The following is a 14,354-nucleotide window of genomic DNA, read 5'->3' on the forward strand; positions in this document are numbered from 1 at the left end:
CGCGCTAACCCATGGCAACACTAATCGCCGAAAATCTGGCCAAGGCGTATAAAGGCCGCAAAGTGGTGGAAAACGTCAGCCTGACTGTGAATTCGGGTGAAATCGTCGGGCTGCTTGGGCCTAACGGGGCTGGTAAAACCACCACCTTTTATATGGTTGTGGGTATCGTCCCCCGCGACGAAGGCCGCATCGTGATCGACGATGAGGACATCAGCCTGCTGCCGCTGCATGATCGCGCCCGCCGTGGTATCGGTTATCTGCCGCAGGAAGCCTCGATTTTTCGGCGTCTGAGTGTCTACGACAACCTGATGGCGGTGCTGGAAATCAGAAAAGATCTGACCCGCGAGCAGCAGCAGGATCGCGCCAACCAACTGATGGAAGAGTTTCATATTGTTCATCTGCGCGATAGTTTGGGACAATCACTGTCCGGTGGTGAACGCCGCCGGGTGGAAATCGCCCGGGCGCTGGCCGCCAACCCCAAATTTATCCTGCTCGACGAGCCCTTTGCAGGGGTAGACCCGATTTCAGTTATCGACATCAAGAAAATCATTGAGCATCTGCGCGATAGTGGGTTGGGTGTGTTGATTACCGACCATAACGTTCGCGAAACGCTCGACGTTTGTGAACGCGCTTATATCGTTAGTCAGGGCCAGCTTATTGCCCACGGCTCCCCGATGGATATACTGGCGAATGAGCAGGTAAAACGAGTCTATCTGGGCGAAGGCTTCCGACTCTGATAACGTCATGTTTTAAGTTGATCATTCAAAAAGGAAGTTAGCGCGCGTTATGAAGCAAGGTTTGCAACTCAGGCTCAGCCAGCAACTGGCTATGACACCGCAGTTACAGCAGGCCATCCGCCTGCTGCAGTTGTCCACGCTTGAACTCCAGCAGGAAATCCAACAGGCGCTGGAAAGCAACCCGTTGCTGGAGCAAGCCGATATTCATGACGAAGTGGAAACCCAGGAAAGCAGTGACAGCGAAACGCTGGATACCCGCGAAGCGTTGGAGCAGAAAGATATGCCCGACGAGCTGCCGCTCGACGCCGCCTGGGATGAAATCTACACCGCGGGTACGCCATCCGGCACCAGCACTGACTACCGCGACGAAGAGCTGCCTGTCTATCAGGGCGAAACCACCCAGACGCTACAGGATTACCTGATGTGGCAGGTGGAGCTGACGCCGTTTTCCGACACCGATTCCGCCATCGCTACGTCTATCGTGGACGCAGTGGACAACACCGGCTACCTGACCGTGTCGCTGGACGATATCCGCGATAGCATCGGTAATGACGAGGTGACGCTGGAAGAAGTGGAAGCGGTACTCAAGCGCGTGCAGCGCTTTGACCCTGTCGGCGTAGCCGCCCGCGATTTACGCGAATGCCTGTTGGTGCAGCTATCGCAGTTCGACAATGGCATTCCCCGTCTGGCTGAGGCCAGGCTCATCGTCAGTGAATACCTTGACTTGCTCGCCAACCATGACTTCCGCACGTTGATCCGCAACAGCCGTCTCAAGGAAGAGGTGCTGAAAGAAGCGCTGGCGCTGATCCAGTCACTGGATCCGCGTCCGGGGCAGTCGATCAACACCGGCGAATCCGAGTATGTCATTCCGGATGTGTTGGTGCGCAAGATGCAAGGCCACTGGACGGTGGAACTCAACACCGACAGCGTGCCGCGGTTGCAGATCAATCAGCAGTACGCCGCGCTTGGCAGCAGCGCGCGCAACGACAGCGACGGCCAGTTCATCCGCAGTCATTTGCAGGAAGCCCGCTGGCTCATCAAGAGTCTGGAAAGCCGTAACGATACCCTGTTGAAGGTTACCCGCTGTATCGTGGAACAGCAGCAGGCGTTCTTCGAACACGGCGAAGAATTCATGAAACCCATGGTGCTGGCGGATATCGCCCAGGCCGTGGACATGCACGAGTCCACCATTTCCCGCGTAACGACCCAGAAATTTCTGCACAGTCCGCGCGGTATTTTTGAGCTGAAGTATTTCTTTTCCAGCCACGTCAACACCGACAACGGAGGTGAGGCGTCATCCACCGCTATCCGTGCGCTGGTCAGGAAACTCATTGCTGCGGAAAACCCCGCTAAACCGCTGAGCGACAGCAAGTTGACCTCACTGCTTTCCGAACAGGGAATCATTGTGGCCCGCCGTACTGTCGCCAAGTATCGAGAGTCTTTATCTATCCCGCCGTCAAACCAGCGCAAACAGCTGGTTTGACCCCTACATGAGAAGGAAGACGATATGCAGCTTAACATTACCGGACACCACGTCGAAATTACGGATGCTATGCACGAATTCGTAACCTTAAAATTCGCCAAACTTGAGCAATACTTTGATCGTATCAATCAGGTGTACGTGGTATTGAAAGTGGAAAAGATCCAGCACATTGCTGATGCCACCATCCACGTCAACGGAGGTGAGCTGCACGCCACATCGGAAGCGGGTGATATGTATGCCGCCATTGATCTGTTGATCGACAAGCTGGCAAGGCAGTTAAACAAACATAAGGATAAACTGAAACAGCACTGATCTTGCCGTTTCAGGTGCAGGGACAGCAACCGGCCTGTCATAGGTGGCGGGCCGGTAACCGAAGGCAACAGTGTCGTTAAGTGAACGTATCATGAACAACGAGCCCGTTATGCAACTTAGCGCCGTCCTCCGTAAGGAGTGCACGCGCAGCGCCGTCCACTGCCAGAGCAAAAAGCGCGCCCTGGAAATCATCAGCGAACTGGCCGCCAGGCAGCTCAACCTGCCGCCGCAAATGGTGTTTGAAGCGATCCTGACGCGGGAGCGCATGGGCAGTACCGGTATAGGTAATGGCATTGCCATTCCGCACGGCAAGCTGGAAGATGAGAATACGCTGGGCGCGGTTGGTGTCTTTATCCAGCTGGAGCAGCCGATCGCCTTTGACGCTATCGACAACCAACCGGTCGACCTGCTTTTTGCCTTGCTGGTTCCCGCTGAACAATGTAAAACCCATTTACATACTTTGTCGCTCGTCGCCAAACGGCTGGCGGATAAAACCGTATGCAAGCGGCTGCGCGCCGCACAAAGCGACGAAGAACTGTATCAGATCATGACGGAAGCGGACCTGCCCGACCAGCCTTGACGGCTGGCAGCACCGGTTTCGATTGCTATCCACAACACGCGTAACAGCAGGCACGAGCCTGACAGGATGCCGGCCCGGCCGGGAAAACAAAGTTAGCTAACTGTGGCGGTGGACATTCACCATCCCGCTGCCAGGGGGGAGTCGTCAGATGGTGCTGATGATTGTCAGTGGTCGTTCAGGTTCGGGGAAATCCGTAGCCCTACGCGCGCTGGAAGACATGGGTTTCTATTGTGTGGATAACCTGCCGGTGGTGCTGTTGCCCGAGTTGGCGCACACACTGGCGGAACGGAATATCTCCGCGGCGGTCAGCATTGACGTGCGTAACCTGCCGGAAACGCCGGAAGTGCTGGAACATGCCTTGACCCGCCTGCCACAGAGTTTCTCTCCCCAACTGCTGTTTTTGGACACCGATCGCAATACGCTGATTCGGCGTTACAGCGACACCCGTCGTCTGCACCCACTCTCCAGCAAAAACCTGTCGCTGGAAAGTGCTATCGATGAAGAAAACGATCTGCTGGAGCCGTTGCGCTCGCGTGCCGATCTGATCATCGATACCTCGGAGATGTCGGTGCACGAACTGGCAGAAATGCTGCGTACCCGTTTACTGGGTAAACGCGAGCGCGAACTAACGATGGTATTCGAGTCATTCGGCTACAAGCACGGTATCCCGATAGATGCGGACTACGTGTTTGACGTGCGTTTCCTGCCTAACCCGCACTGGGACCCGAAACTGCGCCCGATGACAGGCCTGGATAAACCGGTGGCTGCGTTTCTAGACAGGCACACCGAAGTCCACAACTTCATTTACCAGACCCGTAGCTACCTGGAACTGTGGCTGCCGATGTTGGAAACCAACAACCGCAGTTACCTGACCGTCGCTATCGGTTGTACCGGTGGGAAGCACCGTTCTGTTTACATCGCCGAGCAACTGGCGGATTACTTTCGCTCCCGTGGCAAGAACGTGCAATCTCGCCACCGTACGCTGGAAAAACGTAAATCATGACCGTCAGGCAAACCGTTGAAGTAAAAAACCGTCTGGGGATGCACGCCCGCCCAGCCATGAAATTGTTCGAGCTGGTGCAAAGTTTTGACGCAGAGGTGTTGCTACGCAATGAAAGTGGCACCGAAGCCGACGCCAGCAGCGTTATCGCCATGTTGATGTTGGATTCGGCCAAAGGGCGTCATATCGAGGTGGAAGCTACCGGCCCGGATGAAGAACAGGCGCTGGCGGCGGTCATTCAGCTGTTTGAAGCCGGGTTTGACGAGGATTAATCTGCCAGACATTCTCCTGCCGGAGTGAGTTCCTATGCTTGCTCCCAATCGCTTTCTTTTTCTCTGGTAAGTTTTTATCTGTGCCGCGTTTTTATCTGTGGTGAGTTTTTATGCGGTAAGTTCCCTGCATCCCTGCTACCATCAGATTAACTTATGACCCTGCCCTTCGTGGCGGGGGCGTTGTTGTCTGCTATTGCAAAAACTGGAGAGACATATGGATAAACCGCACCTGACGATTAGCGAGCTGGATGCCGAACGCCTGGATGCGCTGCTGGAGCAACCCGCTTTTGCCGATACAGAGGTGGCTCAGGCCCTGAGTGAAGAACTGGACCGGGCGGATATCGTCCAGCCAGTCGAAATTCCGGCCGATGTGGTTACCATGAACAGCCGGGTTCGGTTCCGCGACCTGCTCACGACGGAAGAACATATCCGCACGCTGGTCTATCCGGCCAGCCTGAAAGACAGCCGGGAACAGATCTCGGTCATGGCACCACTTGGCGCTGCGCTGCTCGGTATGCATATCGGCAACAGCATCGCCTGGCCGTTACCAAATGGTGAAGAAACGCGGATTGAAGTGATCGAACTGCTCTATCAGCCGGAAGCGGCAGGCGAATACCACCGCTGATAAGCGGTGACAGTGCTGAACGACTGCCCTGAATCTCCGGGCAGTCGATATCGTTAAAAAAACCTTACACCCCGGCAATCTTCATCGATGGTAACAAAACCGAACCGCACTGGATGTTGCTACGCGTCTCGATATCATCACCGATGGTCACCATGTTACGCAGCATATCTTTCAGGTTGCCAGCAATAGTGATTTCGCTCACTGGATACTGAATTTCGCCGTTCTCCACCCAGAATCCGGCCGCACCACGGGAATAATCCCCGGTTACCGCACTCACGCCTTGCCCCATCAGGCTGGTGACCAGCAGCCCGGTGCCCATTTCCTTCAACATGCCGTCAAAGTCCAGCCCGCGCCCGGCAATACGCCAGTTATGAATCCCACCCGCATGGCCGGTACTTTTCATGCCCAATTTACGACCGGCATACGTGGTCAACAGCCAGGTTTGCAATACGCCATCTCTGACAATATCACGCTGCTCGGTACGAACCCCTTCACTGTCGAATGGGGTGGACGCTAATCCTTTACGTAAATGCGGCAGTTCCTGAATAGTCAGCCATTCCGGCAGAATCTGTTTGCCGAGACTATCCAGCAGGAAGGTAGATTTACGGTAAACGCTACTGCCGCTGATGGCACCAACCAGATGGCCGAACAATCCGGTCGCTACCTCGGCGGAGAACATCACTGGCGCTTCCATGGTGGCCAGTTTACGCGGCGACAGGCGTGCCAGCGTCCGGCGGGCGCACTCTTCCCCAACCCACGTCGGCGAGCTTAGGTCGCCCAGCGCACGGCCGATGGTGTAAGCGTAATCGCGCTCCATCTCGCCGTTGTGCTCGGCAATCACACTGACCGACATGGAGTGTCGGCTGGAGCAGTAGCTTTGCAGCATACCGTGGCTGTTGCCGAATACCTTGATACCGTAGTGACTGTTGAAGCTGCCGCCCTCGGTGTTGGTGATGCGCTTGTCAGCTTTCAGCGCCGCTTGTTCAGCAGCTGCTGCCAATTCGATGCCGCGATCGGCGTCCAGCTCTGCTGGGTGGAACAAGTCCAGATCCGGTGCCTCAAACGCCAGCAGATCTTTGTCCGCCGGGCCAGAGCATGGGTCAACCGACGTGTAACGGGCAATATCCAACGCCGCCTGCACCGTGCGGGCAATGGCATCCGGGCTCATGTCGGTAGACGACGCGCTGCCCTTACGCTGTTGATAGTAGACGGTAATACCGAGCGCACCGTCACTGTTGAATTCGACGTTTTCAACTTCACCATACCGGGAGCTGACGCTGATCCCCGTTGTTTTCGTGACGGCAACTTCCGCCGCATCAGAACCGGCACGGGCCAATTCCAGCGCCTGCGATACCGCCTGTTCCAGCACTTTACGCTGTTCTGCAACCTGAGTGATTATTGTCATCGATTTGCCATAATGAGTGAGAAAACATTCAGATAATCCATGATGCAACGAATGCTGTCCGCCTGCTATTCGTCACCTTACCTCAGACGTAAAATGAGGTAGTCTGTGATTGAGTCTAACAGGATCGGCGGACAATTTCGCACAAAGCCCATAACCTGATAGGATCAGCCTCTTTTATTGGGGAGCCACGATGAACAAACATCCCGAAGACTGGCAGGATGACGTCCCGGACGCCAGCCAGGACGATGAAGACGAAGAGATAATTTGGGTCAGCAAAAGCGAAATCAAACGCGATGCTGAAGCCCTGAAAGCGCTGGGCACCGAGCTGGTTGAGCTGGGTAAGAACGCGCTGGAGCGCATCCCGCTGGATGAAGACCTGCGTGCCGCGATTGAACTGGCACAGCGCATCACCAAGGAAGGCCGCCGCCGTCAGTTGCAGCTGATTGGCAAGATGCTGCGCGCCCGCGACCCGGAGCCCATCCAGACCGCGCTGGACAAGCTGCGCAACCGTCACAACCAGCAGGTGTCGCTGTTCCACAAACTGGAGCAGTTGCGCGACCGGTTGGTAAACGAGGGCGACGGCGCGATTCCGGACATCCTGGCGCTTTATCCGCAGGCCGACCGCCAGCAACTGCGCTCGCTGGTGCGTAACGCTCAGAAAGAAAAAGCCGCTAATAAGCCGTCCAAATCAGCCCGGCAGATTTTCCAGTATCTGCGCGAACTGGCGGAAGCTGAATAATTTCAGGCAGGCACCTTCCGGTGCCTACTTTTTATTTGGTTGACGCCACCAGCGCGGAGCCGGCGAAAATGAACAGGGTGCCGGTGGCGCGGTTGAACAACCGCAGGCGACGCGGATGGGCAAACAGCGCCGATACGCGGTGACCCATGCAGGCGTAAGTAAACATGATGCTGAAATCCAGCACCACCCAGGTAAGCGCCAGCAATGCAAACTGCATGGCTTGCGGGGCGCTGGTATCAATAAAATTGGGAAACAGGGCGGCAAAAAACAGAATATCTTTGGGATTACTGACCCCCACCATAAAACCGTGGCGATAAAGACCTAACACCCCCGGGGCCGTTTCATCAGCCTCCGCTGACGGCGTCAGAGAATCCTCCCGTGCCCGCCAGGCAGAAATACCGAGCCAGATCAGGTAGAACGCCCCAACCACTTTCAGCACCAGAAACGCCGTCGCCGACGCGGCCAGAATCGCGCCCAGTCCCAATGCCGATGCCGTCATCAATACCAGCGAACCGGTCGCACCGCCCAGAATCGTCGCCAGCGCGCGCCGTTGTCCGTAACGCAGGCCATGCGCCATACTGAGCAGCGCCGATGGACCCGGTACGGCGATCAGCACGGCAATAACACCGAGGTAAACCAGCCAAAGATGCAAAGTCATTAATTCTGTCTTCCGTTGATGTCAATTTATCTTACAAGCGGTTAAGGTAACGTTTTCGTTATATTATTTTAAACACAACGAAATAGCAGACCACAACCCGAAGAGACTGCTCCCACATGCCAACGCTATTTATGTATTACGTGGGCGGACGCGCCCAGGGTGCCAACATCGAACTGCATGACGTCCAGTTTGCCGCCGTGGAACGCCCCGAAGACGGATTTTCTCTGCTGAAAGCCAACTGGTTCGGCGATAAAAGCCAGGTCCATGTCGATAGCTACACCCCCTGTCAGTGGGCGGACGGCTATGATATCACGCTCAGCAGCCAGCCGTTTCATGGGCGAGAAAAACTCTGGTTCGTCAATATGGGGGGATATCTGCCGAGCAACCCGGCGGAAGTGCATCAGTTTGGGCTGTTTGTCGCAACGAATGCAGAACAGGCCAAACAGCACGCCAAAGCGGTGCTGCTGACCGAGGTATTCCAGCAGCACAAAGACGACCTGCGCGATGTAGACGACTGCCTGCCACTCACCCTGCTGGACCGCTGGCACATTCACCTGAACGCCAACCCGACCGGTCGCGTATTACCGCCGCAGTGGCAGGGCTATCACCCGCTATAATCGCTTCCCGGTTAATCGCCGAGCGCGTGTTTATGGCGGTGCAGCAGCACCGTCAGGCGGCCAACCGCATCAATAGCCCCCTCTGGCACCTGATGCTCGCGCAGTAGATGCTGGTATTCATCCATCTGTGTCAGTAACCGGGAAAAATGGCGACGGCGATGGTGCTCATGAGCAGAATCAATCACCTGTGCCGCCGTCACCCGCATCTGACGGTGAAACGCAGACAAACTGCTATTAACCGGTAGCTCCAGCGTCCGCAAACGCTGGTGCATCAGAATTAACGACAGCGCCAGCCGGTATTTGGCGATGTCATCAGGGAACAGATTCAGTAACAAAAACAGATGCTGGTACAACGCTGGCAGATGATTCTCCCGCCGACGCGCAGCACGTGTGGATAACGCCGATACCGCACCATACACAAATCGGTTGAGCAGCGCGCGGCCGGTATGCAGCCGGGAGTTGTCTTTGATCAGCAGTACGACCAGCAGCGCCAGCACACAACCAATGATTTGGCCAAGCGCATTATCCAAAAACGACGATAAATTGAACGACATTGGATTGGACAATGCCAGTATATTAAGGGTGCTGACCAACGCCCCCATCGTACCGATTCGTCGTTTCTGTAGTTCAATGCCCAAGACGAATGCCATGATGCCAATACTCAGGCACATCAATAATGCGCTCTGCTGCGTGGCAGGCAGAACCAGCATAAACATCAATGCGCCCAGTGGTAATGCTAAAATCGCGCCGATCAGAAAGTCTTTCACCGCCATCACCGGGTTAGGCATCCGGGCAACCAACGCGGTGACGATGGCGATCATCAACATACAAACACTGCCGGACGTCCACCCGGACATCAACCAGAACAGGCACCCCAGCACAGTTGTCACACCGGTTCGCAGCCCATTAATCATCGCATAGTGCGTTTGAGCGGATTTCGGTTTGGCAAATACCTCTGACGCCAGCAGTTGCTCCTCCTTTTTACCAATCCGTGCATTGGTTTTTATCCCACGGGATAGCAACTGATAGCGAGCGCACGCTGACAGCCAGCTCACCAATACCGGTGGCAGGCTTGCACTGTGCGTAGCCGCCAGGTGACGGAGTTGTCGCAACCGACTACGCAGCTCGGCCGGTGTTGAGACAGGGTTATCCAGCAGCATGACGATTCCGCCGTGCAGCACGGCCCTCTCTTCACGCAGCACTAGCCAGACTTCGCAGCTCTGTGTAATCAGAGCCCAGGATTCAGACACCAGCGCATTTAATCGACGCTGACTCCCTTTCCAACGCGAAGACTCCATCGACAAAATGCTTCCCATGTCATTCAACGCTTTGGTTTTCCTGACCAGGCTATGCCAGTCTGCATCCAGCTCATCGCCACTAATGCCGTTGACGCAGCGCTGCAAGAATTGGTATTGCGCCAGCAATAATTCATCCACGGAGTGATCGAGAGCGGGTTTGACCGAGCGCGGGGAAAACAGCAAATCGGCTAAAATAGCGCAGACAATACCCAGCACAATCTCACTACACCGTTCCACGGCTAGCTGCGGCAATTGCTGCGGAGCCCCCTGGCTGGCTAGCAAAATGATCAGCGTGGTGTAGCCAGACAGCGCAAAAATGTAGGAATTCTCCATTTTCACCAGCGATGACATCCAGACGCAAAAACCCGCCCAGACGCAGCACAGCAACAGCATCACGACAGGAGCCCGAATCGTCGACATGATGATCACCAGCGCACCGAAGCAACCGATAAACGTGCCGATAATGCGCAGGATACCGCGATGCCGAATTGCGCCGGAAAACGGTTCTCCTCCGGCCACAAACGCAGGGGCGGAAATCACCAGCGCCGCAGTTAACGCCGCAGTACGGGGAGAACCCATCTGAAAATAAAATCCGACGATTAGCGGCATGACTACCGCCAGGCTGATTTTTAACGCAAAACGCAGCCGTGCCAGGGGAGAATTATGCATGATGCTCTTTCCGCTTAACCGAACTCACGCAAACGATGCAGCAGTTGCAGCAGCGGCGACATCGGCCGGGTATTACGCGTCTGTTCACCCGTCACCACCACGGTAGCGGTGGTCCCAGCCGGGTACAGGTCGCCCCATTGCTGATCAAGGCGAATTTTCACCGGCACCCGCTGCGCCAGCCGCACCCATTCCAGATTGGAGTCCACCGTCGCCAGCCCTTTGGTATCAGCGGAACTGCTGCTGTTGGTGACACCCGCCGCGATGCTATCCACCGAGCCGAACAAAATCTGGTTGCTCCCCAACGGGGTAATTTCCACCCGATAACCGGGCCGCACACCCGCCAGCTTGGTTTCTTCCATGTAGGCCAGCAGATAAAACGAACATTTCTTCACTAACGCCACCGCCGTCGAGCCACGGGTAATGAATTCGCCAGTATGCACATGCAGGTTGGTGACCCAACCATCGGCTGGAGCCCGTACTACCGTGCGCGCCAGGTCGAGTTTCGCCAGTTCCAGTTCAGCCTGCGCCTTCGCCAGTTGGTGCTGCGTGGTCTGCAACGCATTGCCGGATTGTTCTATTTCTTCGCGCGACATCGCCTGCACGCCGAGGCGCAAACGACGCGCCGACTCTCGTTTTTTCTCATCGACCAGCGCCTGATAATAGTCCACATCAGCCTGTGCCTGTTCCAGCGCCTGTTGGTAACGCGGTTGGTCAACCACGAACAGCACATCGCCTTGCTTCACTGGCTGGTTATCCTGCACTTTCACATCGGTCAGCAGGCCACTGACATCGGGAGCAATCGCCACCACATCAGCACTGAAACGGGCATCGCGGGTCCAGGGAGATTCGGTGTAAAACGACCACACTCGCACCAGCGCTACCGCAGCCAGCAACACCAGCACGAGCGTGATGGCTATGCGGCTCACTTTCTTTATCATCACTTTTAAAACAGATGCTTTCACAACAACCTCAAAGACCGAAATGAAACAGCAGGTAGAACAGGCAGACAAACAGTGCAGTATTAAACAACGCCGGATGCCACACGTAATCGTAGATACCGGTAGGATGTAGTAGCCGGATACCAATAAAAAACAGCGCCAGCGTCACCAACAGCACAAAAAACACGGGCGGAAACGACAGGCCGAATAGCACCATGACCGGGAGTGAATGCATCCTCTGTTCCTTCTTGATTGACTGCCACATTGCCATCACGTGTGTCAGCCATACCTAGGCCGGTGATGGGAAAAGACGGATACCCACTCCCACCGACATCACTGCCGATGGCTGAAAGACACAGCGTTAATTGAATAATCACGACGGTGGGGATCTGATGTAATGCAGAGTACTTGCGACGTTAAATCAGCGTATTAACCCCTTTGGAACGACCACAGCAGCAAACACGAGTAATCAGGTCCGCTCTTCGTGGTTAAACCAGCTATATTATGAAACGTTATTATTATGTTATCTACGCAGTGTGATCTAAATCACTTTTAAGCTAGGGTTAACAATGGAACGATTAAAGAGTATGTCGGTCTTCGCCAGCGTCGTGGAGTTCGGTTCATTTACTGCGGCAGCTCGCCAGTTGGAGATGAGCGTATCCGCCGTTAGCCAGACCGTTACCCGGCTGGAAGATGAATTGCAGGTGAAACTGCTCAACCGCAGCACTCGCAGCATCGGACTCACGGAAGCTGGCAGAATTTATTACCACGGTTGCCGCCGCATGTTGCACGAAGCGCAGGAAGTGCATGAGCAGTTATATGCCTTCAACAACACACTGATCGGTACGTTACATATTGGTAGTTCCGCCACGATGGCGCAAAACGTGCTCGCTACCATGACGGCCGATATGCTGAAGGAATACCCAGGATTGTCGGTCAACCTGGTGTGTGGCATTCCCGCACCAGACCTGATTGCCGACGGGTTAGACATCGTCATTCGGGTTGGGGCGTTGCAAGATTCCAGCCTGTACAGTACCCGTATCGGTTCGATGCCGATGGTGGTTTGCGCGTCCAAAAGCTATCTTGCGCAAAACAGCGTGCCGGAAAAGCCCGGTGATGTGAGCAATGCGTCCTGGCTGGAGTACAGTGTCCGCCCACACAGTGAATTTGAGCTGATAGCGCCAGAAGGCATCACCACCCGGCTGATGCCACAAGGGCGCTTCGTCACCAATGACCCGTTGACGCTGATTCGCTGGCTGAAACACGGTGCAGGCATCGCCTATGTGCCGCTGATGTGGGTGTTTGAAGAGATCAAGCGCGGCGAAATAGAGATCCTGTTCCCGCGTTATCATTCAGACCCGCGTCCGGTCTATGCGCTCTACACCCGCCGCGACAATCTGCCGCTGAAAGTACAGGTGTGCATTAATTACCTGACCGAGTATTTCAACAAGGTAGCGTTAATCTATCAGGGATACCGGCAGGAAAATCCGCAAAGCACGTTGTCGCAGAAATAAATCAGGCCGCATCGGCGGCCTGATTGAGCAACGAATGAAACAACGCTTAGGCGGTGCCACCCACTGTAATGTTGTCGAGCTTCAAGGTCGGCTGACCGACGCCGACCGGCAGGCTTTGCCCTTCCTTGCCGCATACCCCGACGCCTCTATCCAGCGCCAGATCGTTGCCAACCATCGAGATCTTCTGCATGGCTTCAATGCCGGAACCAATCAGCGTTGCGCCTTTCACCGGTTTGGTGACACGGCCGTTCTCGATCAGGTACGCCTCGGAGGTGGAGAACACGAACTTGCCGGAGGTGATATCCACCTGGCCGCCGCCAAAGTTCGGCGCGTACAAACCATAATCCACACTGGCGATGATCTCTTCCGGGGTGGATTTGCCTGCCAGCATGTAGGTGTTGGTCATACGCGGCATCGGTAGATGAGCATAAGACTCGCGGCGACCGTTGCCGGTTGGCGCGACACCCATCAGACGGGCGTTCAGTTTGTCCTGCATGTAACCTTTGAGAATACCGTTCTCAATCAGTACGTTGTATTGACCGGGCACGCCTTCATCGTCCATCGCCAGCGAACCACGACGCCCTTCCAGCGTGCCGTCATCCACCACCGTACACAGCTCGGATGCTACCAGCTTGCCGACCTGACCGCTAAACACCGAGGTGCCGCGACGGTTGAAGTCGCCTTCCAGACCGTGCCCGACCGCTTCGTGCAACAGCACTCCCGGCCAGCCAGCGCCCAGAACCACCGGCATCATCCCCGCCGGTGCCGCCACGGCGGACAAATTGACCAATGCCATGCGCACCGCTTCTTTGGCCCAGGCCTCCGCCCGCACTTCGCCATCCGCCTGCTGCCAGAAATAGTCGTAGCCGGTACGCGCGCCGCCGCCGCTGGAACCGCGTTCACGGCGGCCGTTTTCTTCCACCAGCACGCTGACGGACAACCGCACCAGCGGGCGAACGTCCGCTGCCAGCGTGCCATCGGTGGCCGCCACCAGAATCAGCTCATACACGCCGGTCAGACTGGCGGTGACTTCCTGCACACGCGCATCCGCCGCGCGGGCGGTGGCGTCAACCCGTTGTAGCAGCGCGATTTTCTCTTCACGAGTCAGGCTGTCCAGCGGATTGGCCTGCGGGTACAGGCCGCGATGCGGCACTTCGCCCAGCGTTTTAACCGCGCCGTTGCCCTGCTCGCGCACAATGCTGCGTGCGGCCTGCGCGCTTTGCTGCAGCGCGTTGAGCGTAATTTGATCGGCGTAGGCAAAACCGGTCTTCTCGCCATTAATGGCCCGGATACCCACGCCCTGATCGATATGATAAGAACCGTCCTTGATGATGCGGTCTTCCAGCACCCAGGATTCATGGTAGCTTGACTGAAAATACAGGTCGGCGTAGTCGATACGCCGTTCACTCAACGTGCCTAGAATAGACTGTAAATCCTGATGGTTCAGTTTATTGGCCGTGAGTAATTGCTCACTGACAAACGTCAGACTCATAGAATGTCACTCTTA

16 protein-coding genes are annotated in these 14,354 nt (G+C 55.8%); 10 read left to right on the plus strand and 6 right to left on the minus strand.

Translation table 11 applies throughout. From position 1 onward, the window contains the following. Positions 1-11 precede the first annotated feature (11 nt). The 7 genes from lptB (at position 12) to rnk (ending at position 5,009) form a co-directional block, all read left to right on the plus strand. Positions 12-737, plus strand: a complete 726-nt coding sequence (gene lptB, locus OB87_RS16265) for an LPS export ABC transporter ATP-binding protein (protein ID WP_033570455.1) — start codon at positions 12-14, stop codon at positions 735-737. 49 nt (positions 738-786) lie between these two features. After that, complete coding sequence (gene rpoN, locus OB87_RS16270) at positions 787-2,220, plus strand: RNA polymerase factor sigma-54 (RefSeq protein ID WP_033570456.1); 1,434 nt, start codon at positions 787-789, stop codon at positions 2,218-2,220. A gap of 24 nt (positions 2,221-2,244) precedes the next feature. After that, positions 2,245-2,532 (plus strand): ribosome hibernation promoting factor, encoded by a 288-nt coding sequence (hpf, locus tag OB87_RS16275; RefSeq protein ID WP_033570457.1) that lies wholly within the window; start codon positions 2,245-2,247, stop codon positions 2,530-2,532. A gap of 91 nt (positions 2,533-2,623) precedes the next feature. Then, positions 2,624-3,112: a PTS IIA-like nitrogen regulatory protein PtsN gene (gene ptsN, locus OB87_RS16280; protein ID WP_033570458.1), complete on the plus strand. Its 489-nt coding sequence runs from the start codon at positions 2,624-2,626 to the stop codon at positions 3,110-3,112. Positions 3,113-3,260: 148 nt separating this feature from the next. Beyond that, positions 3,261-4,115 carry an RNase adapter RapZ gene (rapZ, locus tag OB87_RS16285; RefSeq protein WP_033570459.1) on the plus strand — a complete coding sequence of 285 codons (855 nt, stop codon included), beginning with the start codon at positions 3,261-3,263 and terminating at the stop codon, positions 4,113-4,115. Then, a complete protein-coding gene (npr, locus tag OB87_RS16290) occupies positions 4,112-4,384 on the plus strand; it encodes a PTS phosphocarrier protein NPr (protein ID WP_033570460.1) in 273 nt (90 codons plus the stop codon). Before rapZ ends, npr begins: the two co-directional genes overlap by 4 nt. Positions 4,385-4,598: 214 nt before the next feature. After that, positions 4,599-5,009, plus strand: a complete 411-nt coding sequence (rnk, locus tag OB87_RS16295; protein WP_033570461.1) for a nucleoside diphosphate kinase regulator — start codon at positions 4,599-4,601, stop codon at positions 5,007-5,009. Between the two features lie 64 nt (positions 5,010-5,073). Here rnk and pmbA read toward each other — a convergent pair whose 3' ends face one another. Then, positions 5,074-6,414, minus strand: coding sequence for a metalloprotease PmbA (gene pmbA / locus OB87_RS16300; RefSeq protein ID WP_033570462.1), 1,341 nt, complete (start codon positions 6,412-6,414; stop codon positions 5,074-5,076). A gap of 190 nt (positions 6,415-6,604) precedes the next feature. On the opposite strand from pmbA, the gene yjgA reads away from it, so the two are divergent. Beyond that, complete coding sequence (yjgA, locus tag OB87_RS16305; RefSeq protein ID WP_033570463.1) at positions 6,605-7,153, plus strand: ribosome biogenesis factor YjgA; 549 nt, start codon at positions 6,605-6,607, stop codon at positions 7,151-7,153. Between the two features lie 31 nt (positions 7,154-7,184). Here yjgA and OB87_RS16310 read toward each other — a convergent pair whose 3' ends face one another. Then, positions 7,185-7,811, minus strand: coding sequence for a LysE family translocator (locus tag OB87_RS16310; protein ID WP_033570464.1), 627 nt, complete (start codon positions 7,809-7,811; stop codon positions 7,185-7,187). Positions 7,812-7,927: 116 nt separating this feature from the next. On the opposite strand from OB87_RS16310, the gene OB87_RS16315 reads away from it, so the two are divergent. After that, entirely contained in the window at positions 7,928-8,428 is a 501-nt protein-coding gene (locus OB87_RS16315) for a DUF1543 domain-containing protein (RefSeq protein WP_033570465.1), read from the plus strand. An 11-nt stretch (positions 8,429-8,439) separates the two neighbouring features. Here the strand turns inward: OB87_RS16315 and aaeB are convergent, their stop codons facing one another. From aaeB to aaeX, 3 genes are read right to left on the minus strand one after another with little or no spacing between them, the layout of a single operon-like run. Next, the gene (aaeB, locus tag OB87_RS16320; RefSeq protein WP_033570466.1) at positions 8,440-10,395 is read right to left on the minus strand and encodes a p-hydroxybenzoic acid efflux pump subunit AaeB; all 1,956 of its coding nucleotides are present in this window, start codon (positions 10,393-10,395) and stop codon (positions 8,440-8,442) included. Between the two features lie 14 nt (positions 10,396-10,409). Then, positions 10,410-11,333: a p-hydroxybenzoic acid efflux pump subunit AaeA gene (gene aaeA, locus OB87_RS16325; protein WP_033570467.1), complete on the minus strand. Its 924-nt coding sequence runs from the start codon at positions 11,331-11,333 to the stop codon at positions 10,410-10,412. 31 nt (positions 11,334-11,364) lie between these two features. Beyond that, positions 11,365-11,568, minus strand: a complete 204-nt coding sequence (gene aaeX, locus OB87_RS16330; protein ID WP_033570468.1) for a p-hydroxybenzoic acid efflux pump operon protein AaeX — start codon at positions 11,566-11,568, stop codon at positions 11,365-11,367. Between the two features lie 334 nt (positions 11,569-11,902). Here aaeX and aaeR point away from each other — a divergent pair, with 334 nt between their 5' ends. Further along, positions 11,903-12,847, plus strand: a complete 945-nt coding sequence (aaeR, locus tag OB87_RS16335; protein ID WP_033570469.1) for an HTH-type transcriptional activator AaeR — start codon at positions 11,903-11,905, stop codon at positions 12,845-12,847. 46 nt (positions 12,848-12,893) lie between these two features. On the opposite strand, the gene tldD is transcribed toward aaeR, so the two are convergent. Beyond that, the gene (gene tldD, locus OB87_RS16340; RefSeq protein ID WP_033570470.1) at positions 12,894-14,339 is read right to left on the minus strand and encodes a metalloprotease TldD; all 1,446 of its coding nucleotides are present in this window, start codon (positions 14,337-14,339) and stop codon (positions 12,894-12,896) included. Positions 14,340-14,354 lie beyond the last annotated feature (15 nt).

It is taken from the genome of Dickeya undicola (genome assembly GCF_000784735.1).
GTDB lineage: Bacteria > Pseudomonadota > Gammaproteobacteria > Enterobacterales > Enterobacteriaceae > Dickeya > Dickeya undicola.

Coding starts and splice junctions, on each gene's coding strand:
- lptB (WP_033570455.1), top strand. CDS start 12: ATGGCAACACTAATCGCCGAAAATCTGGCCAAGGCGTATAAAGGCCGC.
- rpoN (WP_033570456.1), top strand. CDS start 787: ATGAAGCAAGGTTTGCAACTCAGGCTCAGCCAGCAACTGGCTATGACA.
- hpf (WP_033570457.1), top strand. CDS start 2,245: ATGCAGCTTAACATTACCGGACACCACGTCGAAATTACGGATGCTATG.
- ptsN (WP_033570458.1), top strand. CDS start 2,624: ATGAACAACGAGCCCGTTATGCAACTTAGCGCCGTCCTCCGTAAGGAG.
- rapZ (WP_033570459.1), top strand. CDS start 3,261: ATGGTGCTGATGATTGTCAGTGGTCGTTCAGGTTCGGGGAAATCCGTA.
- npr (WP_033570460.1), top strand. CDS start 4,112: ATGACCGTCAGGCAAACCGTTGAAGTAAAAAACCGTCTGGGGATGCAC.
- rnk (WP_033570461.1), top strand. CDS start 4,599: ATGGATAAACCGCACCTGACGATTAGCGAGCTGGATGCCGAACGCCTG.
- pmbA (WP_033570462.1), bottom strand. CDS start 6,414: ATGACAATAATCACTCAGGTTGCAGAACAGCGTAAAGTGCTGGAACAG.
- yjgA (WP_033570463.1), top strand. CDS start 6,605: ATGAACAAACATCCCGAAGACTGGCAGGATGACGTCCCGGACGCCAGC.
- OB87_RS16310 (WP_033570464.1), bottom strand. CDS start 7,811: ATGACTTTGCATCTTTGGCTGGTTTACCTCGGTGTTATTGCCGTGCTG.
- OB87_RS16315 (WP_033570465.1), top strand. CDS start 7,928: ATGCCAACGCTATTTATGTATTACGTGGGCGGACGCGCCCAGGGTGCC.
- aaeB (WP_033570466.1), bottom strand. CDS start 10,395: ATGCATAATTCTCCCCTGGCACGGCTGCGTTTTGCGTTAAAAATCAGC.
- aaeA (WP_033570467.1), bottom strand. CDS start 11,333: ATGATAAAGAAAGTGAGCCGCATAGCCATCACGCTCGTGCTGGTGTTG.
- aaeX (WP_033570468.1), bottom strand. CDS start 11,568: ATGCATTCACTCCCGGTCATGGTGCTATTCGGCCTGTCGTTTCCGCCC.
- aaeR (WP_033570469.1), top strand. CDS start 11,903: ATGGAACGATTAAAGAGTATGTCGGTCTTCGCCAGCGTCGTGGAGTTC.
- tldD (WP_033570470.1), bottom strand. CDS start 14,339: ATGAGTCTGACGTTTGTCAGTGAGCAATTACTCACGGCCAATAAACTG.